The following is a 26,920-nucleotide window of genomic DNA, read 5'->3' as shown; positions in this document are numbered from 1 at the left end:
GCGATGTCCGAGCTTCGGGAACGAGGGGTCGAACGCCTGACCGCGGCGCACCGCTCCGGCGATGCAGCGCCTCTGCGCGATCAGGAGGCGGTGGCCGACGCGCCGGCTTTGTCGGGTGAGGTGGCACCGTCGCCCGAGGGTTCGATCGATCTCGAAGCGGTGGCCGCCGTGTTCTGGACGTTCCGGGGCCGTCACCAGGGCGCCGAGGACCCGGAGGCCGCACAGAACGCGGGGGTCGGGGTCGCCGCCTTCGGCTTCCTGTGTCCGCGCCTCCCCGAGGAGGCCGGACTCCCCGAATCCTTGAAGGAGAACTTCGACCCCGCCGACCCGTCCCACGAGGCCCGGTTCGCGCACCTGGTGTGCTCGGTGCATGCCGACGTCGCCGTGAACGGAGCACCTCAGGAGCGGGCGGCGGCGCTCGACCGCGCGCTCGCCTGGTCGGACGCCGCTCTCGATTCCGTACACGCCGACGACCACGTGGGTTTCGTCGAACTGGCCATCTACGCACATGACTTGTGGATGAGTCGATTCCAGACGAAGGCCGACCCGGACGGGCTGGTCGCCGCCGCCCGCTACGGACGGGAGGTGTGCACGCGGCTGGCCGTCGAGCCGCGCGGGCGTCGCCGAGCAGGACGCGGGCCGTGTCGCGTGCGGCGTACGTCGGCTGCGGGCGGCCCTCTGCTCGCCTCGGCGCCCGGCCCCGCCCCGCTGACTCCCGAAGAGGCGGCCCTCCACGACGGCGCGGCGGTGACCCGGACCGACCGGGAGGTGCTGGCAGCACGCATGGAGTTCCACAACGCCCTGCAGAACTACCTGTTCGGCCATGAGCCCGCGCAGTTGGAGCGGGCCCGGCGGATCGCCCACCGGTTACGGGAGATCACTCGTGCCGGGGCGACCGACGGGGAGGACCCGCCCTGGTACGACCTGATGGGCGACGCCTACGTCGACCTCGTCGAAACCGTGGGGCCGGGCGGCCCGCGGCCCGACCTCGACGACACGGTCGTCGAACAATGTCGTAGGACGTTCGAGACATGCCCCGCCGGACATCCGATGCGGTCCATGGTGACGATGACGCTCGCCAGGGTCCTGATGCAGCGCGCCGCCACCCTACGCACCAGCGAGCCGGAGCGGTCGCAGGCGCTGCTCGCCGAGGCGCAGGGCCTGGAGGGCGTCCTGAGAGAGGCAAGGCCGGACGGCTCGCCGATCGACATGGCCGGCATGATCAGCCCGGTCGTCGACCTCATCGGCCGGGATCGGCTCCCGGAAGTGTCCACCACGGACGCCCCCGCTCCCGCACGCCGCCCGGAGGTCTCCGGGACGGACGGCGCCCCCGAACCGGCACCGGCGGACAGCGGCCCGTTCGGTCCGTTCTCAGCCGTCTTCGACCACCTCCGTTCCCGCCTCGCCGGCCACGCGGCCCCCGAGGGCTGGGACAACCCCGCCCTTCCCGTGTGGATGCGCGCCCACGGCGAGATCGCCGCGGCGGCCGACGCGCTCGGCCGTAGGGAGCCGCGGACCGATCTGGCACTGGCGCATCTCGAAGCGGCCGTCGAGGCGATGGCCGGGATCACCGACCGCGGCAGCGACCAGACGTCCGCCGAGCATCCGCACGCAGCCGGGCTTCGAGGGCTTCCTGCGGCCGCTGACCGCAGAGGAGTCCAAGGCGCTCGCGGCCGAAGGCCCCGTCGTCGTCCTCAACCACGGCAAGCGCTACTGCCACGCCCTCGTCATCACCCAGCGGTCGGTCACCGCCCTGCGCCTTGATCCCGAGGCCGACGAGATCACCGACGCGGCGCGCCGACTGCGTGACGCCGTCGACGCCATCAACGCGCAGGGCACGTCCCGCCCCTCCCCGCTGCAACTCGTGGCCGCGGGCAAGGAGGTCCGAGAGACGCTGGCGTGGACCTGGCACAGGATCGTGCGCCCGGTCCTGGAGTCCGTCGGGGCGGTGGAACCCGTCCCGCGCCACGAGGCGCGGCCCTGCATCTGGTGGGTGCCGACCGGCTCATTCAGCGCCCTGCCGCTGCATGCGGCCGAGTGCACGGCGCTCGACTGTGTCGAGGACGGCTGCGGTGCCGCCCTCGACGCTGTGGTGTCGTCGTACGCCCCCGGCCTGCAGACCCTTGCGTACGCGCCAGCACGCGCCCGGCAGCGCGACACGGCCGACCACGGCAGTACCCTGCTGGTCGCCGCGTCCGAGGACGATCTCCCCGGTATGGCGGCAGCAGCGGCCCACGCGGCCGAACTCCTCGGCGCACAGGCGCCGTTGATCGGCCCGGCCGCCACTCGCGAGGCCGTGCTCGCCGCCCTGCATGACGCCTCGTGGGCCCATTTCGGCTGCCACGCGGCGACGAACCCGGCGGAGCCCTCCGGCGCCCTGCTGTATCTGCCCAGCGGCGAGCCGGTCTCGGTCCTGGAGATCTGCCGGGTCCGCCCGCGTTCGGCACGGCTCGCCTTTCTCGCAGCCTGCGGCACCGCACGCACCGCACGCACCGCACGCACCGCCGAACGCCTCGTGGACGAGGCCATTCACATCACGAGTTCGTTCCTGCTGGCGGGCTTCCCGACGGCGGTCGGCACGCTGTGGAAGATCGACAGCACGCACGCGGACCACATGACGCGGGACTTCTATCGCCGTACGACTGCTCCCGACAGCCCCGGTGTCGCGCGCACCCTGCACGACACCGTCCGCCAGTTGCGGCGCCGTATCCCGGAGAGGCCGCACATCTGCGGCGTACGTCCACGCGGGGGCGTAGGCACGCCTGGCAGGAACACGGTCAGGGCAGGGGAGTGCGGTGCGGGTTCACCAGCAGGCGCCAAACCCGCAGCGTGACCTCGTCGGGAGTGGGCTTGATCAGGCCCAGCCCAGGTACTGTGCGACATCCCGCGAGTTCCCCTGAGCCCTGCTGGGTCCTTGCCCACCGTGGCCAGGGTGTTCTGTCTCCTTGGGGGTGTTCTTCGAGCTGGTGACGTAACTTCAGGATTCTTGGGGCGTTCGGACTTGGTCCGGTCGATCTGCGATCCGAGTGAAGGCGAGGAGGCTCGGGACGGCGCTGGCAGCCGTGCTTGTGTGGCCGTTACTACGGCGACGCATGCCTGCCTGCGTGCGGTGGTGGCCGTGCTCGGCCCGGATGCCGGATCTACGAGCGGGTTCACCTGGCCGGACCGGTACGTGACCGACCCGGAAGTGGCGCTCTGCATCGGCCTGAGCAGCACACACGTGCTCTTCTGGAACCCGTTCGCCGGAGGGTGGTTCTGCGACCGGGCCGACTGGACCGCATGGTCAACCAGGCCCACCAGCTCATCGAAGGGGCGGTAGTTCCCTGGCCCGACGGCGTGATGGCCGCGGCCCGGCTCCAGTACCTGGGACGGGTCGACGAGCTGCCGCTGCGCGCGGCGGAGACCGTGGTGCCGGGGCCCGGCTCACGCCTGCCCAGCAGGTCGCGGTCGGCCGCGGGGCCCTTACCGAGGACGTCGCGCTATGCCTGACCGTCTACGCGGCGGAGGCAGCGACGCTCGCCCGTACGTGACCGGCACGGGCTGGTACTGCGATACGGCCGTTGGCACTGAGAACGCTCGCTCCCCGGCTGGGGTGAGGGCCGCGGTCGAGGGCGGCGCGCTCCGCGGGCTCCAGCTCGGCGGTGCGGAGGAAGTCGGCGGCCTTGCCCGGCACGTCGAGGGTGGCCGGCAGCTCCGGGGCCGGGGCATCCTCGCGGTCGGCGGCGGTGTGCTCGGGCATGAGGTCGGCGACGGCGGTACGAATGGCGCCCCGGCTGACCTCGTGCTCACGGGTCAGGGCGGCGATGGACCGGCCCTCGTTCGTCGGAGCCCCTGCTATCAGGTGCTGACGTTGTCGAGGATGGTGGGTTTGGGTTTGTTGGGGTGTTGTCTGTGGCTTGGTTATGGGTTGTGTGCGTTTCTGTGATCCTGGGCTGGATGTTCGGGGAGGGGATATTGTTGGGTGGTCAGGCGGGAATCCCGGCCCGATTACGGCGGGCCGGGATTCTGCCGGTGTGTGTGGGGTGGTTGGTGGTTTTAGTAGTCGCCGCCCTCGCCGAATTCGCCGCCTTCGCCGAATTCGCCGCCCTCGCCGTGGTGGCGCTTGATGACGCGGAAGCTGGCGACGACTCCGTGCTTGACCTTGACGCCGTCGTCCATCTTCTCGTGGTGCTTCTTGTCGTGGTGCTTGTTGTCGTGGTGCTCGCCCTTGTCGAAGTCCTCGTCCTCGTCCTTGCCGGGGCGGATGTTGTTGGCGGAGCTGAAGCGGCCGACGGTGGCGATGGGGGCGCCGTTGTCGCACACGGCTCCGCGGAAGACCTCGACTTCGTTGCGGCTGTCGTTGCGGATGTTGAAGCTCTTGGCGCCCAGGCCGCTGATGACGGTGATGCAGCCGTCGGGGCGGCCGGAGTATTCGCGCTCGTTGATGTGGATGCGGCCCTCCTCGTGGTGGCGCTTGCCGCCGCGCTCGTTGCCGCGGCGCTCGTTGCCGCGGCGCTCGTTGCCTTCGTTGCCCTTGCCCTCGTTGCCCTTGCCGGTGTTGCCGCCTTCCCCGCCCATGAGGGCCTGGGCGGGGACGGCGGCCGGGGCCGGCTGGGCCTGGGGGGCGGGGACGGCGGAGGCGTAGGTGATGCCGGTCGCGGTCAGTGCCGCGGCGGCCGCGACGGCCGTGGCGATCGCGTGGGAACGGGTCATGATCATGTCGCTTGTTCTCCTTCTCGGACTCAGAGACAGTCCCGCTGTGAGAGCCGGTGCGTGATTGAACGTACTAACAGCCCCTATTGCTGTCATATCGAGCAAATCGGGACCCCTGGTTTTGGTGGGCCGATCGAGTGTGCAGGGCTCCTTCACGACGTTCCGGCAGTAGTTGGGTGCCCGTCAAAGCAACTGTGATTCTGGGGAGTTGAAAGGCAGTTAGTCCTTGCAGGTGAACTTCTGACGTCTACTCACCCGCGGTGGTGGTGGGGTGCCGGAAAGTGTCGGCAAGTCGCTGCTTGACATGTGGTCCGTCGTGGGTTCCGAGGGGGCCGGGTGAGCGGTGGCCGTCCGTGCCGGAACGTGGCCTCCAGCGATGGGGTGTGGTCAGGTCTTGTTGGTGAACAGCCGGCCGAGGTGCTGGTCGACGGCGGTCAGGGCCTCAGGCCACAGCTACGCGGCACGCCGCTCAGGCGGCCTGAGGCCCAGCGACAATGTGACCGCCCGGTTCTCAACCGCGTGCCTCACCGTCGGGCCGGTCGTTGGGCTGGTGAGGAAGCCGGTTCATCTGTCCCGCGAGGCATGCGTCCATGGATGAGAGCCCCACCGTGTCCTCGTGCCTATGGTGCTGCGGTCCACTGAGCGAGTACGACGGCGATCCTGGTGCCCGCTCCCGCGTTGCCCTCGACCCTGACGTCCGGATCTGGCGTTGACGAGGCGGTGCGGGACGCGGCAGGGCTGGCACTGGTGCCGCCCGGAGAATGGCCGGTACTCGAAGAACACCTGACATGGAACGACGTGATGAGAACCGGCAGACGAGGGCAGCCCGGTGGGTGGAGATCGCCGTGCTGTCGGACGGCGTCTCGGTGTGGCCCTTGCCGCCGGCGTTGGTCAGCGTCGGCACGCCCTGGGCGGCGGCGCGGGGAGGAGTAAGTCGCGTGCCGTCCTGCGGCGGGCGTCCCTGGTGACGGTGCTCGGCGTCCTGGCGGTCACGTTCGTGGTGCCGACCGTCTGGATGGTGGCGGCCTCGGTGAAGCCGCTGCCCGAGATCTTCAAGTCCCCGCCGTCACTGTGGACCGCCGACCCCACGCTGTCCGCGTACACCGAGGCGTTCAGCTTCCAGCCGTTCGCCCGGCAGTACGCGAACAGCGTCTATATCGCCGTCCTGGTCACCCTGATCACCCTGCTGGTCACCAGCATCGCCGGGTACGCGTTCGCCCGGATCCGCTTCCCTGGCTCGAACACCCTCTTCCTGGTGGTGCTGGTCGGACTCCTGGTGCCCAGCGAGGTGACGATCGTGCCGCTGTTCCAGATGTTCAAACAAGCCGGGGTGATCAACACACACTGGCCGCTGATCCTGGTCACCGCGCTGGCCGGACCGTGCGTCCTGGCCACCTTCATCATGCGGCAGTTCTTCATCGCCCTTCCGGCCGGGTTGGAGGAGGCGGGCCGGCTGGACGGCCTCGGCCGTCCAGCGATCTGGTGGCGGATCTTCCTGCCGCTGGCCAAACCGGCGTTGTCCGCAGTCGGGATCCTGACGTTCCTCACCTCGTGGAATCTGTACCTGGAACCCACCGTCTACCTCACCTCGCCGGAGCTGTTCACGCTGCCGCAGGCCCTCACCCGGTTCACTGACTCCTACGGGGCCGAGATGTGGAACACCCAACTGGCGGCCGCCACCATGATCGTCCTGCCGGTCCTGGTCGTTTTCGTCATCGCCCAGCGCCAGTTCGTCGAGGGCCTGGCTCACTCGGGCCTCAAATGAGGCCGGGCCGGCCCCTGCCGACGCGCCGGGCTCGGATACCGGCGCCGGGTCCGCCCACTCCCCGCGTGGGTCGTTCCCAGCAGCCCCGGAGGAAGACACTTGGAGATCTACCGGCCGTCACCCGAGCCCGACACAATCACCCATATGACGATCACCACGGGCTCTGCGCCCCTCGCACGGAACACGCCCCTCGCCCTCGCCCGGGGACTCCTGACAGGTGGTGTGATCGGGGCGTCGCTGGCCGCTCTCGTCGTCGGCGGCATCATCGAGAGCGTGCCGCTGTTCGTCACCGGGCTGGGTCTTCCCGCGGTCTACGGCCTGGTCTTCTACCTTGCCGGTGTGCCGAGGCGTGCCCGGGAGGCGGCGATCGCGCCCTGCATGGCGCTCGCGGTGGTCGAGAGTGTGGAGGCCGTCGGGGGCGAGGCGACCAGCGACGTGGCGGTGCGGTTCGATCTGACAATCGCGCCGGACGATGGTCCGGCGTACCGCGTCGCGTTCACGCAGGACATCAATCTCGCGGACCTGCCCGACTACCGGCCGGGCGCCGTCGTGGTGGTCGAGTACCCGCCTGAACGACCGTGGCGGGTGAGGATCGTGAAGCGGCCGACGCCTCAGTGGGAGGAGCGAGTGGCCGGCGCCCGCCTCGACTCGGCGCCGGGACCGGTCCTGGTGAGCGAGCCGGCCGAGGGCTGTGCCGTCGGCTTCGCCACGCTGCTGGCCCTGCTGCTTGCCGCGGCCGGTGTGGTCCTGCTGTTCCGCGCCGACCTGTTCGACGAGGGCGCCTCCGCACGGCCGCCGTCCTCCGCGCAGCCGTCGGCCTCCGTCTCTTCCTCCTCGTCGACCACGGTGGTGTCGTCGGCCTCCGGCACGGTCACCCTCGGCCCGAACCAGTCGTTCCTCGACAAGGGCGAGCTGCGCAAGGCCGTCGGCTCGCTCACCAAGGGCACGGACGCGCGCGCGGCACTCACCGTCGTCGTACAGGATCGGCTGCTGTCGGTGGTGTACGCGCCCACAGGCTCGCAGGCCCCGACGTTCGACCCGGACTCCCTGCCGTACGACCGCTTCCCCGCCCTCGTCGAGGAAGCGAAGAGCAGCCTGGGCGTCGGTTCCCCGCAGACCTGGCAGCTCACCGTCGAACGCCTCACCGGTTCCCTCACCATCCGGGTCGGTGCGACGGGAACCGAGGGAACGGCCTCGCTGGAGGCGGACGGGGACGGCAAGGTGGTTCGGCGCGCCCCGGCACGCTGACGGACGCCGCGCCGGCTGCATCTCACTGAGGAAAAGGAAGAAAAGGGGAAGCCGCATGGGTCTGCAGGGATATCTGGCGCTGTGGTGCGTGGTGTTCGGCACCGTCGCGCTGGTCGGGTACGTCCGGTCGCTGGCCGGGATGACCTCCGCGCAGCGGGCGGTCCGGGTCCTGGGGCGGATCGAGCAGGTCCGGGAGCCCAGGCACGGAAGCTCCCAGCGCGACGGGATACCCGTGGTCGTCTCCTTCCAGGACCCCTCCAGCGGTGAGGAGTTCACCGTGACGAACGACCGTGACCACGGGGAGAGGATCACGGCGGCCTGGACAGGCCGGGAAGTCGGTGTCCGCTACCCGCGCGGGAGACCGCACGCCTACAGGTTCCTCGGCGACCTCCAGGCAGGCCGACGCGGCCTCGGGTGGCCGAACTTCGCGCTCTTCCTGATCTACGTCGGACTGGTGGTCTTCGCTGCGATCGACCGGGGCTGGCCATGGGCCCTGATCGGCTTCGGCGTGCCCTGGACTCTGTCCGGCGCGTGGTACATGCCCCAGAACGCACGCGCGGTGAACCGCCGTACCGACGCGCTGACCTCGCAACCTCCTGTTCCCGGCCGCGTCATCGCCGTGCTCACGGACACCGGCACCGACAGCGAGGGCGGCACCTGGACCAGCCACACGCCGGTCATCGCCTTCACCACCCACGAGGGCACGACCGTCACCGCCTACTGCACCGACCAGCTGCCCGACCTCACGAACTCCTACGGCCGCAACGTCACGATCCACTACGACCCCGACGACCCCGCCGTCTTCACCCCGAACCTCGCGGCCGACGACCGTTCCGGCGCACTCGACATCACCTGCGGCATCGTGGCGCTGCTCCTCGGCGTGGCGGCGGTCGTCGTCGGGGCGGTGCTGCTGTGACGCCCGACGAGCGGTGTGCACTGGGGTACTGCCACGGCCAGCGGGCGTCGGCGGTGGGGTAGGGGCAGACGAGGTGGTGGGCGACAGGGCATACGGCCCCGTGGCTTCGTTCACGTTCAGCAGCGGCGTTTGTCGATGAGCTTCAACAGGAGTTGTCGATCTGCACGCTCGACGAGGTTCCCGGGAAATGACGGCGCTGTCGTCAACGAGAGCGTTCGCGCCGATCACAGGGATGACCGACCTCCGGAGAATCAGGCACGATAATCTCGGGCCATGCCCGAGACATCAGTGGCGCACTTCTACGACGAACTGGCCGACGACTACCACCTGATCTATTCAGACTGGGACGCGAGCATCCGTCGGCAGGGGGACGCCCTGGACGCCCTGATCGGCCAGGATCGTGCGGCGGTGCTCGACTGTTCCTGCGGCATTGGCACGCAGGCCATCGGCTTGGCGCTGCGCGGGCACCGCGTCACCGGGACCGACATCAGCCCCCGCGCCGCCGCCCGCGCTGCCCGTGAGGCCGCCCGCCGGAGCCTGAGCCTGCGCACGGCCGCCGCCGATATGCGACGCCTCCCGTTTCCCGATAGTCGGTTCGACACCGTCGTCTGCGCTGACAACTCGCTGCCTCATCTGTTGACTGAGCAGGATGTGCACGCCGCTCTGGCCGAGATGCGTCGCGTGCTGCGACCCGCCGGCCTCCTGCTGGTCAGCACGCGTCCCTACGACGACCTACTGCACGAGCGCCCGGGGTCGACGCCTCTACAAGTCCACCGGATCGCCGACTGCACCGACGGCGAGGAACGAACCGTCACCTTCCAGCTCTGGCACTGGCATGACGACGGCGAGCACTACGACTTGGAGCACTTCCAACTCCTTCCGGCAGGCGGAGAATGGCGCGTCCAGGTCCGCCGGACCACCTACTGGGCAATCGGCCGGGACCGGCTGGCCGGCCTCGCAGCCGAGGCCGGGCTTGTCGACCCCGGATGGCGGATGCCGCAGGAGACCGGCTTCTTCCAGCCGCTACTCGTGGCCCGCGCTGGTGAGTAGGTGATGGTTCCACCGCCCAGTGTGAGACGGCAGGTGTCAGCCCGCCTTGGCGGGTTCTTCAGCTCGGGCTCGGGTGCTGGCGAGGCGGTATGAGTCGGTGCCGGTCTCGATGATGGTGCCGTTGAAAGTGAGCCGGTCGACGATGGCCACCCGACTGCCCGGACTGTGAACTCTCACAGGAACGGTACCCCACCCTGCACGAGGGCCACTGGGTACTCCTCGAGCCCGATGAGGCGGGTCGTCCAGCCGATGGCGGCGTACCCGGCGAGCGTGCCGAGGCAGCCGGCGACGTGGGTAGACGTTGGCGCCAGTGGTGAGGGGCGGCGTACCTGGCCGCGCTGAACAGCTGAATGCGACCACCTGTGTTCGCGCCGCCCGCCCCGGACGCTTCGCCCTTGATCCGACGCAGGCATGAATGGTGTCACAGCCAGCCCGCCTTGCTGGTCACCTCGGCGGCGACCTGACCGACCGGGCGCGTGGCGGCATCGACGGTGAAGTCATCGACTGCCGCTTGTTCGAGGATCGCGGTCAATTCGCCGGCCCTGGCCAGGTGCCATCGCAACGCTTCGGGCTCGTTCTCGTGGCGCCGCATGAGTCGCTGATGGATGACGGGCAAATCGGCATGGAGTCGGCACACCGAAAGGTCGACACCGATCGCATCGCTGCACAGCTTCCGGTCCTCCGGGTCCTCGATCACACCGGCGAGGACCAGCCGAACTGCCCCCGCAGCGAGGTAGTTAACGGCGATGCTGCGCAGATTCCGCAGCATCATGCCGAAGTTGAAGCGGTCTCCTGATGGCGTTGGCCAAGACTGCCTCAGCCAGTCGAGGTCGATGACGGCGTTGGGTATCTCAGCGGCGGCGAGAAGGTCGCCCACGCCTTCGGCCACTGATGTCTTGCCAACGCCGACAGTGCCGTTGATCAGGAGGGCGCTGGGCTCGGGAGGACGTTCTGCATGCATGCGTGAGACTCTACGGTCCACTGGCCACGAACTCCTCCACGCGGTCTCGGCCAGGGCGGGCAAGGCAAAGCCACACGACGTCGCGTACGGATCCGGCGGCGTCGCGCGCCGGTCTGGGCGAGCGTGGCGGCGACGGGGGACTGCTCGTCCACGAGCCCCCTCTGATCCGGCCGTCCCGGAAATGGCAACTGAAGTTGCTCGTGGTGCGGCGCTGGACGTTGGGGGCCGGAGGTGATCGCAGTGATCAAGACGACGATGAATACACGCGACGGCGGCGCGGCGCCGACTGGCGACGAGGTCCATGACGTGGCGGTGGTCGGTGCCGGAGCATCCGGACTGAGTGCCGCGCTTCTGCTGGGGCGGGCCCGTCGCAGGGTGGTGGTGATCGATGCGGGCGAGCCGCGTAACGCGCCCGCCGCGTACATGCACGGGTTCCTGTCCCGTGACGGCCTGTCCCCGGCGACCCTGCTCGACCTGGGGCGGGCCGAGATCGACCGCTACGGAGTCGACGTCGTCCGGGGCCGGGTGGAACATGTCGAGCCCGGCTACGACGTGCGGCTGGAAGGCGGCCCCGTGATCAGGCCGACTTGCTGGGCGGCGTTGCCGCGAGGCGCGTACTCGACATCGGCAGCGCGCCGGGCGTGATGGCCGGTTTGCTGCCGATGCCTTCCCGGACGCCGAGGTGGTCGCCGTCGACCAGTCGCCTGCCCTGCTGGAACGCGCCCGTACGTGCTCGCCCGGCCGCATCACCGCCCAACTGGCCCACCTCTCTGACGAGTTCGGCGGGCTCGGCACAGCCGATCTGATCGGGTCCGCCAACGCCGTCCATCATCTCGGCGACCAACAGGCGGCATTGACCTCCCTCGTCGCCTCCCTGCGCCCCGGCGGGCTGCTCACCGTGGCCGAACGCGGCCTGCCCGTGCGCTTCCTTCCCCGTGACATCGGCCTGGGCCGCCCCGGACTCCAGGCCCGCCTGGACGCCGGTAGCGAGGACGGTCGCCGGCTTGTGCCGGGTCGGCGACCGGCATACAGATGTTGCGGGGGTTGAGCGCCTTGAGCACGGTTCCGTCGGGCCGGTGGATCAGGCCCTCGGTGGAGAAGTCGGCGCCGGTGACGTCGAAGCCGAGGTCGAGGACGGCTTCGACACGTTGGCCGGCCCATTCCTCGGGAACCCGGCCGGTGATTCTGAACCAGCTGGTCGACCAGGCCGGTCCCCAGCGGTGTCCGACCCGGACCGGCCGGTACGGTGCGGCCAGGCCGGTGGCGGCAGGTACTGGCTCGCCGGGGGAGTCCCAGATCCCGGCCCGGAGCGGGACGGTCCGGGCATGCACGGACGGCCGAATCCGCTCTTCGAGTACCCGTTTCAGGCGTTGTTCGGTCAGGCGTTGTCTGCTGTGCATGGGTTTCTCCGGGCGGGCGTCGGTCCTGGACGGGGCCGTCGAGACCTCCATCCCGCCGGAACTCACCGGGCCGGGTGGGGTTCCGGGGGACGGAGGTCTCGGGCTCCTGGGCGCGGATGGCAGGGTCAGGCGAGCGGGCGGCAGAGCAGGGCGTCGGGGACGCCTCCGTGGTTCCACTTCCAGGTGTCGGCGACGCCGGCGAGGTACTCGTTGTCGGCGCACTGGCCCTTGTAGTAGCCGGGTGCCCAGTCGCTGGCGGTCGAGCCTCCCGTGGCGGGCCGGTTGTCACCGTGATCGAACCAGAGCACGCGGCCCGTGGTGGGCAGGGCCGCGTTCGCGGGGGCGCACAGCAGTGCCGTCATGGCGTTACTGCGTACGCTGTAGCCGACCGCGAAGCCGTTGTCGGGGCACTGGAGTTTGTCGTAGCCGCTCGCCCAGTCGCCCCCGGTGACGTACCGGTCGTCGGTGACGACGGTCCAGGAGCTGTTCGCCTTCGCGGGCTGACCGGAGTCGGTGCACAGGCCGCGGCTGTCGCTGCGGCCGAGGCCGACGAGACGCTGGCTGTCCGGGCAGTTGCCCTTGCGGTTGCCCGGGGACCAGTCCGGCTTCGCCAGCATGGTGGCGGAGACGTTGTAGTCGGCATAGTCCAGGTTGAGCATGTTCCAGCGGGGTGCGGGGGCGATCCGGCCGGTCTTGCCGGGGGCGTTGACGAGCTTGTTCCAGTCGGTGGCGCGCCAGTCGCCGGCGTCCATGACACCGAGCCGTGCGCCGTCCGCGCTGTAGTTGACCATGGCCCAGTTGTCCTGCGGTGTGCCGTTCGTGTCGGCCCAGCCGACCAGGGGCCAGATGGCGAAGTCGGTGTCGTTCTTCACCAGGATGTCGGTGAAGTTGGCGAACCAGGCACGTTCCTTGGCGTAGATGCCGCCGCGGCCGGCGGCGCCGAACTCGCTGATCCACACGGGTGCGGTGAAGTGCTGGCCGGACCGGGTCACGAACAGGGCCTGGTCGTCGACGACCTGGGCGAGCTGTGCGGGGGTGAATTCCTCGTAGCGCGGGTCGTGCGTCTCGCCCGTTCCGGTGGCACCGGTGTGGTTCGGGCCGGTGTAGCCGTAGAAGTGGGCCGCGTAGACGAGTTTGTCGGAGCGGATCAAGGTATTGGACAGGGTGGCGACCGGGGCGAGTGTCGGGTGGCCGTGGGGGGTCAAGTCGGTCGGTATGCCCTGCCAGTTGATGCCCTCCATGATGACGAGCATGTCCGGGTTGGCTCGCAGGATTTTGTTGCCGGCTTCTTCCAGGGCCTTGTTGAGGTCGTGGTCGTTGCCCCAGCCCCAGTTGGGGTCGTTCCAGGTGTCGCGGCGGACCTCGTTGCGCAGATCGGCTCCGACGACCCGCTTGTTGCTCTGGTAGCGCTTCGCCAGGAACACCCAGTCGTCGATCCACTGTTGGGTCGACTGGCCGCTGTTCCACCGCTCGTTGCCGTCCAGGCCGCAGCAGAAGCGGTAGCTGGTGGTGTGGTTGTTGAGGATGACGGCGAAGCCGTCCGCGCTCAGGGCGCCGACGACGGCGTCGAGCACCTGCAACGGGGTCTTACCCTTGAGCTGCGGGTTGGCGGCGACAGCCGAGTCCGGGACGGCGCTCGTGTCGTGGATGAGTGCGTTGGCGAACGGCAGCCGGATGCTGTTCAGGCCCAGGGCGTGGAAGTCGGCCAGGATCTGGGCCATCGGCTTCCGGTCGAGGCCGAGCGGGATGTTGTGCGACATCTGCCGCGCCTGGTGGTTCGCCACGTCGTTGACGTCGCCGCTGCCCTGCCAGGTGCCCTGGGCGCCGGCCCAGTTGCCGGACTTGAGCTTGAACCGGTCGCCGTCGGCGTCGACGACGTAGCGGTCCCGGGTGGACAGTGGGCCGGTCCATGAGGCGGCGAGCCGTGCGCCGGTGAGGGCCGGGGGCGGCGGTGCCGTCCCCGTGTCCGCGGCGGCGGTGGGGACGAGGGTGCAGAGCAGGAGCGCGGACGACGTGGCGAGGGCCGCGGTCGCGCGTCGGAGCAGGGTGATGCGAGGTGTCACGGAGAGGCTCCTTGCGGGTGGGGGAGGTGTGCCTGCCTTGTGCGTGGTGTGGGACGGTGAGGTGCAGTGGGTTCAGCCCTTGAGGCCGCTGGTGGGGATGCCTTCGACGATGTGGCGCTGGGCGACGAGGAACATGACGATCAGGGGGGTGATGGTGACGACGGCGCCGGCGAAGAGTCCGGGCAGGTTGATGGTCTGGGAGGTCAGGAAGGTGGACAGGGCGATCTGCGCGGTCCAGGCGGAGGGGTCCTGGCCGATGACCAGCGGCCACAGGAAGGAGTTCCAGCTCTCGATGAAGGACATCGCGCCGAGCGAGGCGAGCATCGCTCCGGAGCTCGGCAGCGCGACCCGGCGGTAGAGGCCGAGCCATCCGAAGCCGTCGAGTCGTCCGGCGTGACGCCGTAGAGCTTGCCGCCGACGGTGACGGACTCGATGGCGGGGGTGTTGAAGTCGCTCCTGGTGCTGTCGTACACGTCGTCCAGCGCGGCGATCTGGCCTCGGTGGGCGAGGCTCTCGCTCAGCAGGGTCGCGTTCAGCTTGCCCGCGTAGTCGCCGGGAACCCATGTCACCTTGACGGCTATGTCCGGGTTGGCTTGGTGAGCGCCTTGGCGTAGCGGAGCGCGGCCTGCTGGGTGCCGGCCTCGCCGTAGGCGTGGCACCAGACGTTGAGGGTGGTCTTCGCGCCGGAGGCGGAGTCGCCGGTCGGGTCGGTGCTGCAGGCCGTCGTCAGGACGGCTCCGGCGGCCACGAGCAAGTATCCGGTGAGGAAGCCCCGTCTAAGCTCGGCTCTGCGTGCGCTCATGTCGCATTTCCTTAAATGAGGGTGCGTGTGGAGCGGATGTGCTCCCTGGTCGGCGCCTTCGTCAGTGCTTGCCAGCAGAAGAGGGCGGCGGCCAGGGAGCCGTACACGGTGGTTGTGTGCGGGTACGGCGATATGCCCGGCCGGTCAGCCGGTGCTAGTCGCGGTGGTGCCCGCGGGTTGCGGGAAGAGGGCCTGGATGGCTACTGAGGCGCCACCGCGGGCCCACTCCTCCCAGGGCAGTGGGCGCAGCGAGAGCGGGCAACGGGCTGCCGCTCCGAAGGCGTGTGCGGCGTAGGCGTCCTGGATGTGGCTGCTGAGCAGGTCGTATATGGAACCGGCCGCCCGGATCCAGTTCCGCAGCATCTCCGCATTCATCCCCGGGTCCGCGGCAACCTGACGGTCCGGCCGGGCAGTCTCCCACAACGGGTGGCCCGCCCGGCTGGTGGGGGCGGATCTCACACGGTCGCGATGCCCGGGTCGCTCACGCCGGTCCGGCCGTTCTCGACGTGTCCGGCCAGGCGCCGCAGGTATCCGGCGCTACCCTCGACGACGATCGTCAGGTCGTACCAGCGCTTGGTGGCGCGCAGGTCGATACTCTGCTCCACCGTGGCACCGGCACGGACTGTGTAGGTTTGGGGCCCGCCGCCGTAGGCGTTGATCACGGTGAGATGTGCGTCGGCGGCCGACGGGTTGGCCAGGGTGAGCTTCAGGTTGCCGGTGCCGGCGTCGTGGCGAGCCATCACCTCCGGCTCGGCAACCTTGTTGTTGCCCTTGAAGGTACGCAGGAAGCCGTTCGGGCCATGGACCGTGAGGTCGTAACTGCCACCGGAGTAAATCGAGTTCCAGCTGTCGGAGACCGGCTGTCCGGCTGCCGCCGTGTATGTCCACGGGCCGTCGGTGCGCTTCTGTGAGCGTACCTGGAAGGCGGCACCAGTCCGGTCTCCTGCGCTGAACGTCAGCTTGTACTTGCCGGTTGTGAGGTCCGCGGCCCCGTCGACGTAGGGCACGTACGCGAGCGGGCGACTCGGCCGCGCCCCGGCCTCTTGCCGGGGCAGGGCGCCCTGCACGGGCGGCTTCGGCACGTAACTGCTGTGGCGGTCACGGTCCGGTGGGACGTAGCCTGCGGTGTCCGGCAGGCCCGCCGGGTCCGTGACCTTGAGGGAGAAGTCGAAGGCGGACGTCAGGTCGCCGCAGATAGCACGCCGCCACGGCGAGATATTGGTCTCCTTCACCCCGAACCGCCGCTCCATGAACCGCAGGATCGAGGTGTGATCGAAGGTCTCCGAGCAGACGTACCCGCCGGTGGACCACGGCGAGACGACAATCATCGGGACGCGCTGCCCGAGTCCGTAGGGGCCTGCGGCATATCCGATGCTGCCCTTGTAGTGGTCCAGCGTGGTGTCGACGGTGGACAGGCCCTGGCTCGCGGAGGCCGGCGGATAGGGCGGCACGATGTGGTCGAAGTAGCCGTCGTTCTCGTCATATGTGATGAACAGAGCGGTCTTGCTCCATACATCGGGGTTCGACGTGAGCGCTTCGAGAACTTGCGAGATATACCAAGCACCGTAGTTGGCAGGCCAGTTGGGGTGTTCGGAGAATGCTTCGGGGGCGGCGATCCAGGAGATCTGCGGCAGCTGTCCGGCCTTGACATCGGCTCTGAGAATGTCGAAGTATCCTTCTCCTGCCTTGGCGTTGGTGCCGGTGCGGGCTTTTTCGTACAGGGGGTCGCCGGGCTTGGCGCTGCGGTAGTTGTTGAAGTACAGCAGGGAGTTGTCGCCGTAGTTGCCACGGTACGCATCGTTGATCCAGCCCCATCCGCCGGCCGCGTCGAGGCCGTCGCCGATGTCCTGGTACACCTTCCAGGAGACGCCCGCCTTCTCCAGGCGCTCGGCATACGTCGTCCAGCCGTAGCCCGCCTCCTGGTTGCCAAGGACCGGGCCGCCGCCGGTGCCGTCGTTGCCGACGTGGCCGGAGAGCATGTAGTAACGGTTCGGGTCGGTCGCGCCCATGAATGAGCAGTGGTAGTCGTCGCAGATCGTGAATCTGTCGGCGAGAGCGTAGTGGAACGGGATGTCGTCCCGCGTCAGATACGCCATGGTGCCGGTGCCTTTGGCTGGGATCCAGTTGTCGTACCTGCCGTTGTTGAACGCGCTGTGGCCGCCGGCCCAGTCGTGGTCGAGACCCGCGATGAATTGCATGCCCAGGTTGTCGGCGTCCGGGTGGTAGGGCAGCGTCTCCTTGCCGCCGCTCGCCTGGTGCCATACCGGTTTGCCGTTGGGGAGTGTCACCGGGCGGGGGTCTCCGAAGCCCCGGATCCCCTTCATCGACCCGAAGTAATGGTCGAAGGAACGGTTTTCCTGCATGAGGACGACGATGTGCTCGATGTCCTGGACGGTTCCGCTGCGGCGCGCCGCGGGGATAGCGGCGGCGTGGTCGATGGAGCCGGAGAGGGCGGCGAACCCCGCGGTAGCCCCGGCGATTTGGAGGAATCGGCGCCGATTGATTTCGGTCATGGGTGTGGGGTCCTCCTGTTGCTTCGGTGATGTCCGTCCACGTAGAGGGGCAACGGGAGTATTCAAGAGGACCCGGGCTAAAGGAAAGTGGGCTGAGGTGACGGTCGCGCAAAATATCGGCGACTGGTACGCGAGTCGTCAGCGTGTCACCGAGCGGGGTGCGCCGACGGATCGACGCTCTTGGAGCGGGCCATCGCCTCCAGGAACTCCTGGCCGTCGAGGTCGGTGGTGACCCCGAGGTCGGCCATCCGCGATGTAGGCGTCGCGCAGCCGCTTGTACCAGCCGTCCAGGTAGCGGCCGTTCTCGTAGCGGACGTGCCTGTTGCGCATCACAGCCGTCGAACCGCCCGCGGCCCGCGGCACCCCTCAGGTCGACACTCAGGTCCTGGTGGACCTGAGCCGTGCCATCCACGCCCGCGAGGAACTGCGCTTCGACTACACCCCGGACCCGGGCCCGGGCACCTCAGCCGATACGCTCCGCCGCGTACAACCCCACCATCTGGTCACCTGGCGTCATTGCTGGTACCTCGTGTCCTGGGACCTCAACCGCGAGGACTGGCGCACCTTCCGCGTCGACCGCATCCGGCCCCGCACACCCACCCGCCCCCGCTTCGCCCCACGCGAACTCCCCGGCGGCAACGTCTCCACCTTCATCACCAGCCGATTCCGCAGCAACGACGGCACCACCACCGACTGGCCCTGCCAAGGCGAAGTCGTCCTCCACCTCCCAACCGCCAACGTTGCAACCTTCGCCCAGGACGGAATCGTCGAGGAAATCAGCCCCCACCACTGCCGACTCACCCTCGGCTCCTGGTCATGGACCGGACTCGCCGCCACCATCGGCCGCTTCGACACCGATATCGAAGTCATCGGCCCACCCCAACTGGCCGCCGCATTCGCAGACCTCGCCGCCCGCTATGCTCGGGCCGCAGGTACCACAGGACCAGAGATCGGTCCGGCGCCGTGAGAACAGAACGCGCCGCGCCGCTCAAGCCCTCTGAACCTCCCAGACCGCCCCAGCGCTCAGCCAGACGTGACCCGAGAACGGGGAAGAGGCTCGCATAAACGATCCTTTGCCGAAGCAAGATCGACAACAGGCCACCAGCCTCCTGCCGATCCTGGATTGGCTCTCAGAGGGCGGTTCGTGAGTTGATGTCGGTTTCCAGGTGAGGTGGTCGTGCCGTGAGTCGGCGGGTCATGGTGTGGGTCATCGCCCAGTAGACGCGGGAGACGGAGGGGGCCGGGTGGTGTCCGTAGTCGCGGACCAGGCACCGGTGGCGACCTGTTCCAGCAGGGCGATGCCCGCGGCGTTGTCGTGCGTGCTGGCGACGAGGCCGATGACGGCGATGACCGGACCCAGAACGTCCACGGCCAGTGCCCGATTCCGGCCGGGCACCCGATTCACCGGGTCCCGGCCGGTCGTGGAGGCGGGGACCCCGGCAGCCGCGTGGACACTCTGGGTGTCCAGGACCGCCAGGGTCGGTCCTCTGATCGGCGGGCCTTCTCACGGACCTGGCAGCGCAGGAGTTCATGGATGATCTGGTCGGTCCCGTCGTCGCGCCACGCGGCGTAGTAGTACGTAGCGCTCTTCGGCGGCAGGTCGTGCGGGAGGTAGGCCCACTGGCAGCCGTCACGCTCCCCGCCCTCACGTACGAGTTGCCGGTTCCGTGGTTGAAGAGCGTGCACCATCCTCCGAGCCGCATTGCCCCGTCGATCGCCCAGGCGGTGAAGCGGCAGTCGTACGAACGCGGGCGCTCAGCCTCTGGGTGACCCGGAGCCGGAGCCGGTGGCCAACAACCAGTCGACCCCTATCGTCCACTGCGCCGAAGGATGTATAGGGGGTCGTCCGTGCGCACGACGCCCCTGACTGGTGGTCGGGCGAGCCTGGAAAGCACACGGGGTTGTCGACAGGAGTCGGCCCTACCGTCACCAGGAGCGCTATGACCGAGCTACACATACGACAACCCGCACCCTCACCCGCGCCCACGGCCGCCGGGGCCATGGGCCGCGCGTTGGCTGGCGGCCTGATCATGGCGGTGGCGCTCGGTGTTGGCAACGGCCTCGGACCGGTACTGGCGGACGCCACCGGAGCCAGTGGCTTGGCCGCCCGGCTGATCGCTGCTGCACTCGTCACCGTTGTGGCCGTGCCGTTCGTTCTGCGCCTGTCACAACCCGGACGGTCGGCTTCGGCAGTCCGGGCGCGAGCCTGCAGGCGCTCCTCACCGGGGTTGGGGTGACGGCCGCGGCAGCGGCGCTGGTCCTGTGCGCGGGCACGGCCGCGGGGCTACTCGTCTGGCAGCACCTGGACTTCGTCACCCTGGTCGGCTTTCTCGTCAGCAACGCCGTCGTTGCGTTCCTGCTTGAAGCCCTGCCCGAGGAGACGACGCTGCGCGGCTACACGTGGACATCGCTGCGCAGACGGTTCGGGCCCGCACCGGCGGCGCTCGGCACCACGGCGGTCTTCCTGCTCGTACCGGGCACCTCGACGCTGGTGACGGTTGGCATCGCCCGGCTGGCCGGTGACGAGCCGGGCCACATGGGCATCGCCCCGGAGGGGCAGCACCCGGTCGACTACCTCATCCTCCTGACGGTCTTCAGCCTGACTCTGATCGCCGCCCGTGCGACCGTGGGTCACGCCCCGCTGTGGGCGGCGATCGGCACGCACCTGACCGTCCTGACCGTGAACCGCATCATGTTGCAGGGCGAGGACCGCGACGCGGGCGTGACGGTGGAGCAGGCGTCCGGTGACGCAGTGCTGCTCGGATGGACGTGTGTCTGGTCTTGCTCGTCGGTTTCTGCGTCACTGCCGGGGGATCACCGCCCGTGGCTTCGTTGATCTACAGGACAGCGTTTATCGACAGGTTTCGGAGCCACTTGATACTCGATGAGCCCGTGAATGTCGCTGAGACATGACGGCGCTGACTTGGCCGCGAACGCGGGAACGTCCAGCCGCCCGTCAGGGCGGCTGGACGTCGGTGGCAGGTAGCAGGCAGGGGTCAGAGCCTGGGTCTGAACCCCTGGTCCGTCACTTGCTGTGGCCGATAGGCCGGTTCCTGCGCGAGCGGGTCTGCGTGGGGCGTGTTCGAGCGCCGGGGAATTTGGTTCCGACGGTACGCGGGAGCACTCGGACTCCACTGATACACGTCGGCGTATAGCCGAGGTTGGCTCTACGCCGGCGGGTCAGCCGTAACAACGAGCGTTCGGACCGGCCCTGCCGCCCTACGGGACGACCAGTATGCGGCCCAGCTGTGCACGGCTCTCCAACAGCCGGTGCACCGCGCTGGTCTCGGTCAGCGGCAACCGGGCGTGGACCGCTGTGCGTAGCAACCCCTGGGCCGCGTACTCGGTAAGTTCAGCCAGCTCCTTCACGGCACGCTCGGCGTCGGCCGCATGCGCGGCTATGAGGGAAAACCCCGTGACGGACCTCAGGGCGAAAAGGCCGGTGACGGGGATGCTGCCTAGCTCGCCGCTCGCGGCTCCGTACGTCACCAGACGTCCGTACGGGGCCAGTACGTCCAGGCTGCGGCGCAGGACCTCGCCGCCGGCCGCGTCGAGGACGACGTCCACGCCGCCGGGCGCGGCCGTGCGGACCTGCTCCGGCCAGTCCTCGTCGGTGTAGTCGATGCCGAGGTCGGCGCCCTGGGCGCGGGCGAAGTCCAGCTTGACAGCCGTACTGGCCGTGGCGATGACCGTACCGGCGCCGAGAATCTTCGCGAGCTGCACGGCGAGGTGGCCGATGGCGCCCGCAGCGGAGTGCACCAGTACGGTCTCGCCCTGCGCCAGCCGCCCGGCGCGCAGCACGCCCAGGGCTACCGGTGCCGCCATGGGGAGCGCGCTGGCGGTACCCGCGTCGAGCCCCTCGGGTACCGGGACGAGGTACTGCGCGTCTGCGAGGACGAGGTCGCAGAACGCGTCCTCGGAGGCCGTCGCGATCCGCTGCCCGATCAGGGCCGGATCCGTGTCCGGCCCGACCGCCTCGACCGTGCCCACCACGTCGCCGGTGAGGGACCTGGGTAAGGGCCGCGAGTAGAGCTTCGTCTGGGCCATGCCGCGCCGGAGCTGGGTATCCACGAAGTTTGCGCCGATCGCCTCGGCCCGGATGAGCACCTGCCCCGCCTCCGGGACGGGAACGGGAGCTTCCTCCAGGGTGAGGACCTCGGGGCCTCCGTAGGAGTGGTAGCGGATTCGTCGCATGGCAGATCTCCTTGCACAGGATGGTGTTCTAAACTGGACTGGCGGTCCAATTCAACCGTACTGGACCGCTGGTCCAGTTGGCTACGGGTCATGGCCCTGGACAAGGAGAGCTGATGGCGGAAGGCCGCCGCGAACGCGCCGACGCGAAACGCAACCGGCGCGCGATCCTGAAGGCCACCGAGAGCCTCCTCGCAGAACACCCGCCGGAGCAGGTCTCGATGGAGCGCATCGCCGCCGCGGCCGGGGTCGGGAAGGGCACGGTGTTCCACCGTTTCGGCAGCCGCGCGGGCCTGATGCGAGAGCTGATGTTGGAACGCGCCCACGCCCTGCGCGAATCGATCACGGACGGCCCACCGCCGCTGGGCCCGGGCGCCCCTCCCGGGCAGCGGCTACTGGCCTTCCTCGACGCGGTCGTGGACGTGGTCGGCCGCAACAAGGGTCTGCTGGCCGCTCTCGGCCAGGCTGCGACAGCCCCCCGCGAAGCCCAGGAGGACGGCGAACAGCACTCCGTCTACGGGTACTGGCACAGCCACATCAGTGCGCTGATCACCGAGGAACGCCCCGATCTGGATGCCGAGTTGCTGGCCCATGTCCTGCTCGGCTCGCTGCAGAACGGACCGATCGTGCACCTGCTGGGGCAGGGGGAGACTCGACGGCTGGCAATGTCGCTGCGGCTGCTGGTCACCGGCATGCTGAAGGAATGACGGCCCGCCAGGAGCTCCCCGCCTGACGGACTCTGCGCTAAAGACGTGGTGATGGCCTCCCGCCCGGAGGGAAGTACCCCGGATCGCGCTTTTCGACAGGTCAAAGGCGGGGTTCCACGGCCCGATGCTCAGCAAAGCAGAGGTCCGCCCGGGAGGCGGATGGCGGTACTGCTTCCGCAGCGTGATGGTCGGCGACGGCCACCGCCCTGCGGGCAAGCCGCTGCGCGCCGCCCAGGACGAAGCGGGAGTCCCGCCCGGGTTCTGGACAGGCGGGGGCCTGGCCGCGGTCGGCCTCACGGCTCGGGACGTGGTGACCGAGCGACAGGCCGAACTCCTTCTGGGGGAAGGCCGGCACCCCGACGCCGACCGGATCGAGCGCGAGCTCCTGGAGGAGGGCAGGACCCCGACTCAGGCACGGCGGGCGACCGTGCTGGGCAGGCCCATCGAGCACAACAAGTCACCCAAGACTGAGAAGGCCAAGGAGCGGACGCCCTGGCTGGCGATGGACCTGACGTTCCGGGCGCCGTCCACGGCGCAGATCGCGTGGGCGCTGGGTGATGACGACCACCGCCTGGTGCTGGAGCTGCGCCAGGACATCGCCCGGGACAAGGCTCTGGGGTGGCTGGAGGAGTCGGTCGCACAGATCCGGTGGGGGAGCGGCGGCAAGTACCGCAAGCCGATCCGGGACGGGCTGATCGTCGCGGTGTTCCGGCACTGCGAGTCGAGAGCTGTCGAGTCGAAGCCGCCCTTCCACGATCACGCGGTGGTGTCGATCCGCGCCCGGCGGCCTGATGCGAAGGGGACGTGGGGGAACCTGTCGGCGGACTCGATGCTGGAGCACATCGTCGCGGCCGGCACCCTCTACACCCCGTACTTCATGGAGGAGGTGTCCGCCCGGCTCGGGTGGGCGTGGGAGCCGCGTGAGGTGACGTCCGGCAGAAGGCCCGTCATGGAAATCGCGGGCATCGACCAGCGCCTCATCGGCTGGCAGTCCACCCGCCGTCAGCAGATCACCGACGCGATGGCTCCCCCGGCGAGTGCCCCTGCCGTTGGCGGAGCGGGCGCGGGCGGCGGCAGCGGCGGTGTGGGCGCGGGTCCGGCCAGCCGTCGACGTCGCCCTGTCGGCCGTCGACGTCGTCGCCGTGGTGTACGTGATGCGCGGCGCGTTCAAGCGCCGGCACCTGCTCGCCGAAGCCCGACGTCGCCTCTCCTACGTCCTGCGCGGCAGACCTCACCAGCCCGGCCTGGACGAACAGATCGTGCAGAGCGTCGTCGACGACTACACCCGCCCGGCCGGACACCGGATGATGACCGCCGACCTGCGGGCCCTGTACCCGCGCGACACCGAGGACCAGGCCGTGCTGCGCCCGCTGCCCCGCAACCGGACCGCCTCCCCCTACGAGCGGGCCCGTCTTGCCGCCGACGCGCTGACCGCCCGGGTCCGTGCGGTGCGCCGCGCGGATCACGTGGGCTCGCCGCACCCGGCCGCACACCGTCGCCGTGCCCGCCGCCCCGAGGTCCCGCTCGCAGCCGTTCCGCCCGGACCGGCTGGCTGCGTTCCGGAGCAGAGGACCGACGTCGCCACGGTGGAGCAGACCCGCCGGACGCTCGAGGCCGCCGTCGCCAAGCTCCAGGACGGCACGCGGGAGCGCGGCGTCGCCCACGGCCCCCGACCTCAGCCCGCCCCGGCGACGGCCCCGCCGCCACACACCCAGCAGCGTGGCACTCAGCACACACCGGACCGGACCACAGGAGGAGTCGCGTGAGCACCCCGGAAGAACAACCCAGCCTTGAGGCCGCTCTCGCCCGCGCCCGCACAGCCTCCAAGAAGATGGCCGCCGCGCTCGGTGAGGGCCCGGCGCTCGATGAGCCCCTGGCGTGGGAGCCGATCTGGAAGCGGCCCCGGAAGCCAAAGAGCGACCGGGATAAGAGGGGCGGAGCTGCGCAAGCAGCGGCGGCGGCTCCAGGACGCCGGACGACGCCGGTTCGCCGCCGGGCAGTCGCGCCGGCCTCGGTCCCGGCGGAACCGGATCGGCAACGCGGCCGCGCGCCGTGATGCCCGCGCCCTGTCCCGGGTGCGGCACTCCAATGCGTGGCTGTGGTGACGATGCCGGGCATAGTCACCCAGTGGAGCGCACGATGTTCTGCATCCGGTGGCGATGCACGACATCGGGTGGAGCCCATCGAGTGGAGTCCACCCGATGGGCTCCACCGAGGTGGACTCCACCCTGGTGCGCACCGGATGACGATGGACGCCACTCTGGTGCGCACCGCGATGTCCGGCACCGCACCCGGTGCGCCCCACCCGACGATGTCCAGCACTCTCGCGTGTACCCGGGACGCCGCACGCGATGTTCCGCGCAGCCCCGGTGGGCGCGCTGCCCGCCGCCCTCTTGACCAGGTTCGGCCGGCGCACGCTTCCCCTTGATCCGGTGCGCACCCGTCGCTTTTCTCCTGCGGGTCGGTGAGGCGGGCGCACGCGTCGATCAGGTGCTCGCAGTTGTCCAGAACCAACAGGGCGCGGCGCTCGCGCAGCCGGGCGGCGAGGGCGGCCGTCGCATCGGCGCCGGGGCGCCCCGGGTTCGCCACGTCGAGGGTGCCGAGGACGCTCGGTGCGAGCAACTCGGGGTCCCGCAGGCCGGCGAGTTCGGTGATGTACACGCTGTTGGGGAAGGCGGAGCGCGCCGCGTCCGCCGCCACGCGCAGCGCCAGCCAGGTCTTGCCCACGCCGCCGACCCCGCTGAGCGTGACCAGACGCGCGCCGGAGAGCAGCCGTGCGATCCGGTCCGTCTCCGCCCGCCGCCCGATCAGCGACGTCAGTTCGCCGCCGAGGCCGACGAACGCCCCGCGGCTACCCCCGTTTCCATGAGCGGCCATCTTACGGACGCACGGCGACGGCACCGGCACCGCAGCCGCACAGGAATTGAGTAGTTCTCCCGTTTCCCCGCGCGCGCACCTGCCCGAGACTCGACGACGTGGTATCGGGCGATCATGCGAGGTGTGCGTTGGCGGCAGGCGCGGCGGCGGGGCACGAGCGGCCCGGGCGGCTGGGGGAGTGGGTGTGGACCTACCAGGGGGCCCTGCCGCGGCGGCCCCTCACCGCGTTCGTTTCGCTCGTCATCGTGTTCATCGTGATGTGCACCATCGCCGGTGACTACTACGACACGGAGTCCTCGTTCCGCCTCGCCTTCTGGACGATCCCCGGGGCGGCCGTGTGCGTTGCACTCAGCGCCCGGCACACCCGGATCCGGATCCACGAGTACGAGCACGGCTTCGAACTGCGCCGTCCCGTGCGCCGCACGCTGCGCTACGCCTGGTACGAGATCGCCTCCGTCGAGGCCACCGAGGTGTCCGTCCACATCAACCCGGGCCACTCGCACGACGTGCTCAAGATCGTCATCCGTCCGTACACGGGCGGCGCGATCCGCCTCAGGGGCCTGGACTACATCAAGGTCCGCCAGGCGACCGGCTTCTGGCGCCTGGCCGCGGCGGCGCCCCTCGGCACCGCCCAAGCGTTCTACACGCGCGCCTCGCAGGGCGTCGCCGAGGCCCTCGCACGGCGGCACCTGGACGAGCTGGACGCGGGCGGCGAACTGCGCTGGGGCGCCTTGACGTTCACCCGCGAAGGGCTGACGCTCGCGCCCTTCCCCGGGCTGCTGGACTGGTCCCGGATCACCTACGTGTCCGGGAACCCGAGCCGCGGCATCCGCCTCGACGTACGGGGACTGTCCGCGCACGTCGGCAGCCCGGCCCTGTCGGCGCGCGCCACCAAGGCGGGCTACCGCACTGAAGGCGACCGGCTGGACGTGTTCATGCCCGTCTGCCGCCCCGGATGGGACTACGCGGCGCTGAGCATCCTGCTCGCCCGCGGCCCCGCCCTGTGCGGCGAGTGACACGCAGGACGCGAGCGATGACGAAACGTAGGACGCGACGGCAGGCCGGGCAGGCCAGGGGTCGAACTGCCTAACTCCGAGACGGCCGAAAGGGAGGAGCGGCAGCCGGGAAGGTCGTGGACCTGATGGCCCGTCCAGGTCGGTGGCCTTGAGAGTGAGGGATCCGGGGCTTCGGACCTCGTCCGGCCACCGCATCGGGTGGAGCACGATCGCCCCGCTACCTGATGTTCCCGTCGAGGAGGTCCAGAGCTGAGCAGAGGGAGATGGAAAGGGTCATCCATACCACGAACGCCCCACCGCCGTAGAGCACTGCGCGTGGCACGCTTCCGTCTGCTGCCCAAGACAGCACGCCAGCGACGACGGCCACCAGCAGCGAGAGGCTGGTTGCCAGGGCAAGGAGCAAGATCCGCGTCGAAAGTCCGGAGCGCAAAGCCGACATCCTTCTGCGAAGGGTGGCCGCTCCAAGACACGCGTCTCAGCCCGACCACCGAAAACGGTAGTTGGCTGAGACGGTGTGTCCCCGGGATGTGGTCCGGACCGTGAAAGGGCCGGGCCCCCCCGGGGAGACGCCCTCAATCAGTCCTCTGATGGTAGAAGGCCCCGACAGATCACACCAGACAGAGCCCGCCACACATCGAGACAATCTCAGCGGTGAGCACTACGGGTGACTGGGGCGCCCCCTCCGGATCGGCCTACGCGACACATGAGCATGCGATCTC

General features: G+C 69.6%; 22 protein-coding genes and 8 pseudogenes. 17 read left to right on the top strand and 13 right to left on the bottom strand.

Annotation, left to right across the window (positions count from 1 at the left end; translation table 11 throughout):
* Positions 1-3 precede the first annotated feature (3 nt).
* The 3 genes from ACF1B9_RS31970 to ACF1B9_RS31960 all read left to right on the top strand — a co-directional run bounded on the left by ACF1B9_RS31970 (position 4) and on the right by ACF1B9_RS31960 (position 3,489).
* Positions 4-1,764: a hypothetical protein gene (locus ACF1B9_RS31970; protein ID WP_391746388.1), complete on the top strand. Its 1,761-nt coding sequence runs from the start codon at positions 4-6 to the stop codon at positions 1,762-1,764.
* Between the two features lie 100 nt (positions 1,765-1,864).
* The gene (locus ACF1B9_RS31965) at positions 1,865-2,833 is read left to right on the top strand and encodes a CHAT domain-containing protein (protein ID WP_391746389.1); all 969 of its coding nucleotides are present in this window, start codon (positions 1,865-1,867) and stop codon (positions 2,831-2,833) included.
* A 446-nt stretch (positions 2,834-3,279) separates the two neighbouring features.
* Positions 3,280-3,489, top strand: coding sequence for a hypothetical protein (locus ACF1B9_RS31960; protein ID WP_391746390.1), 210 nt, complete (start codon positions 3,280-3,282; stop codon positions 3,487-3,489).
* Between the two features lie 4 nt (positions 3,490-3,493).
* Here ACF1B9_RS31960 and ACF1B9_RS31955 read toward each other — a convergent pair whose 3' ends face one another.
* Together ACF1B9_RS31955 and ACF1B9_RS31950 are read right to left on the bottom strand one after the other, a co-directional pair.
* Complete coding sequence (locus ACF1B9_RS31955; RefSeq protein ID WP_391746391.1) at positions 3,494-3,739, bottom strand: hypothetical protein; 246 nt, start codon at positions 3,737-3,739, stop codon at positions 3,494-3,496.
* A gap of 296 nt (positions 3,740-4,035) precedes the next feature.
* Positions 4,036-4,698, bottom strand: coding sequence for a hypothetical protein (locus tag ACF1B9_RS31950; protein WP_391746392.1), 663 nt, complete (start codon positions 4,696-4,698; stop codon positions 4,036-4,038).
* Positions 4,699-5,707: 1,009 nt separating this feature from the next.
* On the opposite strand from ACF1B9_RS31950, the gene ACF1B9_RS31945 reads away from it, so the two are divergent.
* The 4 genes from ACF1B9_RS31945 (at position 5,708) to ACF1B9_RS31930 (ending at position 9,671) form a co-directional block, all read left to right on the top strand.
* Positions 5,708-6,457, top strand: a complete 750-nt coding sequence (locus ACF1B9_RS31945) for a carbohydrate ABC transporter permease (RefSeq protein WP_391746420.1) — start codon at positions 5,708-5,710, stop codon at positions 6,455-6,457.
* A gap of 144 nt (positions 6,458-6,601) precedes the next feature.
* Positions 6,602-7,705, top strand: a complete 1,104-nt coding sequence (locus ACF1B9_RS31940; protein WP_391746393.1) for a hypothetical protein — start codon at positions 6,602-6,604, stop codon at positions 7,703-7,705.
* A gap of 55 nt (positions 7,706-7,760) precedes the next feature.
* The gene (locus tag ACF1B9_RS31935) at positions 7,761-8,621 is read left to right on the top strand and encodes a DUF3592 domain-containing protein (protein WP_391746394.1); all 861 of its coding nucleotides are present in this window, start codon (positions 7,761-7,763) and stop codon (positions 8,619-8,621) included.
* Between the two features lie 273 nt (positions 8,622-8,894).
* Positions 8,895-9,671, top strand: a complete 777-nt coding sequence (locus ACF1B9_RS31930; RefSeq protein ID WP_391746395.1) for a class I SAM-dependent methyltransferase — start codon at positions 8,895-8,897, stop codon at positions 9,669-9,671.
* Positions 9,672-9,707: 36 nt separating this feature from the next.
* Here the strand turns inward: ACF1B9_RS31930 and ACF1B9_RS31925 are convergent.
* Positions 9,708-9,818, bottom strand: a pseudogene (locus ACF1B9_RS31925) (AAA family ATPase); the annotation flags it as partial.
* Positions 9,819-9,856: 38 nt separating this feature from the next.
* Between ACF1B9_RS31925 and ACF1B9_RS31920 the strand changes: the two are divergent.
* Positions 9,857-9,988 (top strand): annotated as a pseudogene (locus tag ACF1B9_RS31920) (hypothetical protein); the annotation flags it as partial.
* Between the two features lie 104 nt (positions 9,989-10,092).
* Here ACF1B9_RS31920 and ACF1B9_RS31915 read toward each other — a convergent pair.
* Positions 10,093-10,632 carry a hypothetical protein gene (locus tag ACF1B9_RS31915; RefSeq protein ID WP_391746396.1) on the bottom strand — a complete coding sequence of 180 codons (540 nt, stop codon included), beginning with the start codon at positions 10,630-10,632 and terminating at the stop codon, positions 10,093-10,095.
* 255 nt (positions 10,633-10,887) lie between these two features.
* On the opposite strand from ACF1B9_RS31915, the gene ACF1B9_RS31910 reads away from it, so the two are divergent.
* Positions 10,888-11,277 carry an FAD-binding protein gene (locus tag ACF1B9_RS31910; RefSeq protein WP_391795956.1) on the top strand — a complete coding sequence of 130 codons (390 nt, stop codon included), beginning with the start codon at positions 10,888-10,890 and terminating at the stop codon, positions 11,275-11,277.
* Between the two features lie 37 nt (positions 11,278-11,314).
* Positions 11,315-11,680, top strand: a complete 366-nt coding sequence (locus tag ACF1B9_RS31905) for a class I SAM-dependent methyltransferase (protein ID WP_391746398.1) — start codon at positions 11,315-11,317, stop codon at positions 11,678-11,680.
* A gap of 103 nt (positions 11,681-11,783) precedes the next feature.
* Here the strand turns inward: ACF1B9_RS31905 and ACF1B9_RS31900 are convergent.
* From ACF1B9_RS31900 to ACF1B9_RS31875, 6 genes and pseudogenes are all read right to left on the bottom strand, one after another.
* Positions 11,784-12,032 (bottom strand): annotated as a pseudogene (locus ACF1B9_RS31900) (hypothetical protein); the annotation flags it as partial.
* Between the two features lie 125 nt (positions 12,033-12,157).
* Positions 12,158-14,095, bottom strand: coding sequence for a glycoside hydrolase family 5 protein (locus ACF1B9_RS31895; protein ID WP_391746399.1), 1,938 nt, complete (start codon positions 14,093-14,095; stop codon positions 12,158-12,160).
* 72 nt (positions 14,096-14,167) lie between these two features.
* Positions 14,168-14,659 (bottom strand): ABC transporter permease subunit, encoded by a 492-nt coding sequence (locus ACF1B9_RS31890; protein ID WP_391746400.1) that lies wholly within the window; start codon positions 14,657-14,659, stop codon positions 14,168-14,170.
* A 13-nt stretch (positions 14,660-14,672) separates the two neighbouring features.
* Positions 14,673-14,897 (bottom strand): hypothetical protein, encoded by a 225-nt coding sequence (locus tag ACF1B9_RS31885; RefSeq protein WP_391746401.1) that lies wholly within the window; start codon positions 14,895-14,897, stop codon positions 14,673-14,675.
* 144 nt (positions 14,898-15,041) lie between these two features.
* Positions 15,042-15,272, bottom strand: a complete 231-nt coding sequence (locus ACF1B9_RS31880; RefSeq protein WP_391746402.1) for a hypothetical protein — start codon at positions 15,270-15,272, stop codon at positions 15,042-15,044.
* Positions 15,273-15,352: 80 nt separating this feature from the next.
* On the bottom strand, positions 15,353-17,410 hold the full coding sequence (locus tag ACF1B9_RS31875) for a phosphocholine-specific phospholipase C (protein WP_391746403.1): 2,058 nt from the start codon (positions 17,408-17,410) through the stop codon (positions 15,353-15,355).
* 322 nt (positions 17,411-17,732) lie between these two features.
* Here ACF1B9_RS31875 and ACF1B9_RS31870 point away from each other — a divergent pair.
* Positions 17,733-18,377: pseudogene (locus ACF1B9_RS31870) on the top strand (helix-turn-helix transcriptional regulator); the annotation flags it as partial.
* A 163-nt stretch (positions 18,378-18,540) separates the two neighbouring features.
* Here the strand turns inward: ACF1B9_RS31870 and ACF1B9_RS31865 are convergent.
* Positions 18,541-19,045 (bottom strand): annotated as a pseudogene (locus tag ACF1B9_RS31865) (IS5/IS1182 family transposase); the annotation flags it as partial.
* 598 nt (positions 19,046-19,643) lie between these two features.
* Here ACF1B9_RS31865 and ACF1B9_RS31860 point away from each other — a divergent pair.
* The gene (locus ACF1B9_RS31860; protein ID WP_391746404.1) at positions 19,644-20,246 is read left to right on the top strand and encodes a type II CAAX prenyl endopeptidase Rce1 family protein; all 603 of its coding nucleotides are present in this window, start codon (positions 19,644-19,646) and stop codon (positions 20,244-20,246) included.
* 383 nt (positions 20,247-20,629) lie between these two features.
* On the opposite strand, the gene ACF1B9_RS31855 is transcribed toward ACF1B9_RS31860, so the two are convergent.
* A complete protein-coding gene (locus ACF1B9_RS31855; RefSeq protein ID WP_391746405.1) occupies positions 20,630-21,604 on the bottom strand; it encodes a zinc-binding alcohol dehydrogenase family protein in 975 nt (324 codons plus the stop codon).
* 113 nt (positions 21,605-21,717) lie between these two features.
* Here ACF1B9_RS31855 and ACF1B9_RS31850 point away from each other — a divergent pair, with 113 nt between their 5' ends.
* The 4 genes and pseudogenes from ACF1B9_RS31850 to ACF1B9_RS31835 all read left to right on the top strand — a co-directional run bounded on the left by ACF1B9_RS31850 (position 21,718) and on the right by ACF1B9_RS31835 (position 24,413).
* The gene (locus tag ACF1B9_RS31850) at positions 21,718-22,308 is read left to right on the top strand and encodes a TetR/AcrR family transcriptional regulator (RefSeq protein ID WP_391746406.1); all 591 of its coding nucleotides are present in this window, start codon (positions 21,718-21,720) and stop codon (positions 22,306-22,308) included.
* Between the two features lie 124 nt (positions 22,309-22,432).
* A pseudogene (gene mobF / locus ACF1B9_RS31845) lies at positions 22,433-23,278 on the top strand (MobF family relaxase); the annotation flags it as partial.
* 67 nt (positions 23,279-23,345) lie between these two features.
* Positions 23,346-24,074, top strand: a complete 729-nt coding sequence (locus tag ACF1B9_RS31840; RefSeq protein WP_391746423.1) for a hypothetical protein — start codon at positions 23,346-23,348, stop codon at positions 24,072-24,074.
* Positions 24,071-24,413 (top strand): annotated as a pseudogene (locus ACF1B9_RS31835) (hypothetical protein). The gene ACF1B9_RS31840 and the pseudogene ACF1B9_RS31835 overlap by 4 nt, the downstream one beginning before the upstream one ends.
* Positions 24,414-24,801: 388 nt before the next feature.
* On the opposite strand, the pseudogene ACF1B9_RS31830 reads toward ACF1B9_RS31835, so the two are convergent.
* Positions 24,802-25,185 (bottom strand): annotated as a pseudogene (locus tag ACF1B9_RS31830) (AAA family ATPase); the annotation flags it as partial.
* 128 nt (positions 25,186-25,313) lie between these two features.
* On the opposite strand from ACF1B9_RS31830, the gene ACF1B9_RS31825 reads away from it, so the two are divergent.
* On the top strand, positions 25,314-26,201 hold the full coding sequence (locus ACF1B9_RS31825) for a hypothetical protein (RefSeq protein ID WP_391746407.1): 888 nt from the start codon (positions 25,314-25,316) through the stop codon (positions 26,199-26,201).
* Positions 26,202-26,920 lie beyond the last annotated feature (719 nt).

Source organism: Streptomyces sp. NPDC014727 (assembly GCF_043083485.1).
Classification (GTDB): Bacteria; Actinomycetota; Actinomycetes; order Streptomycetales; family Streptomycetaceae; genus Streptomyces.
The sequence above is the reverse complement of the archived record's forward strand: the minus strand, read 5'-3'. Positions and strand labels throughout refer to the sequence as shown.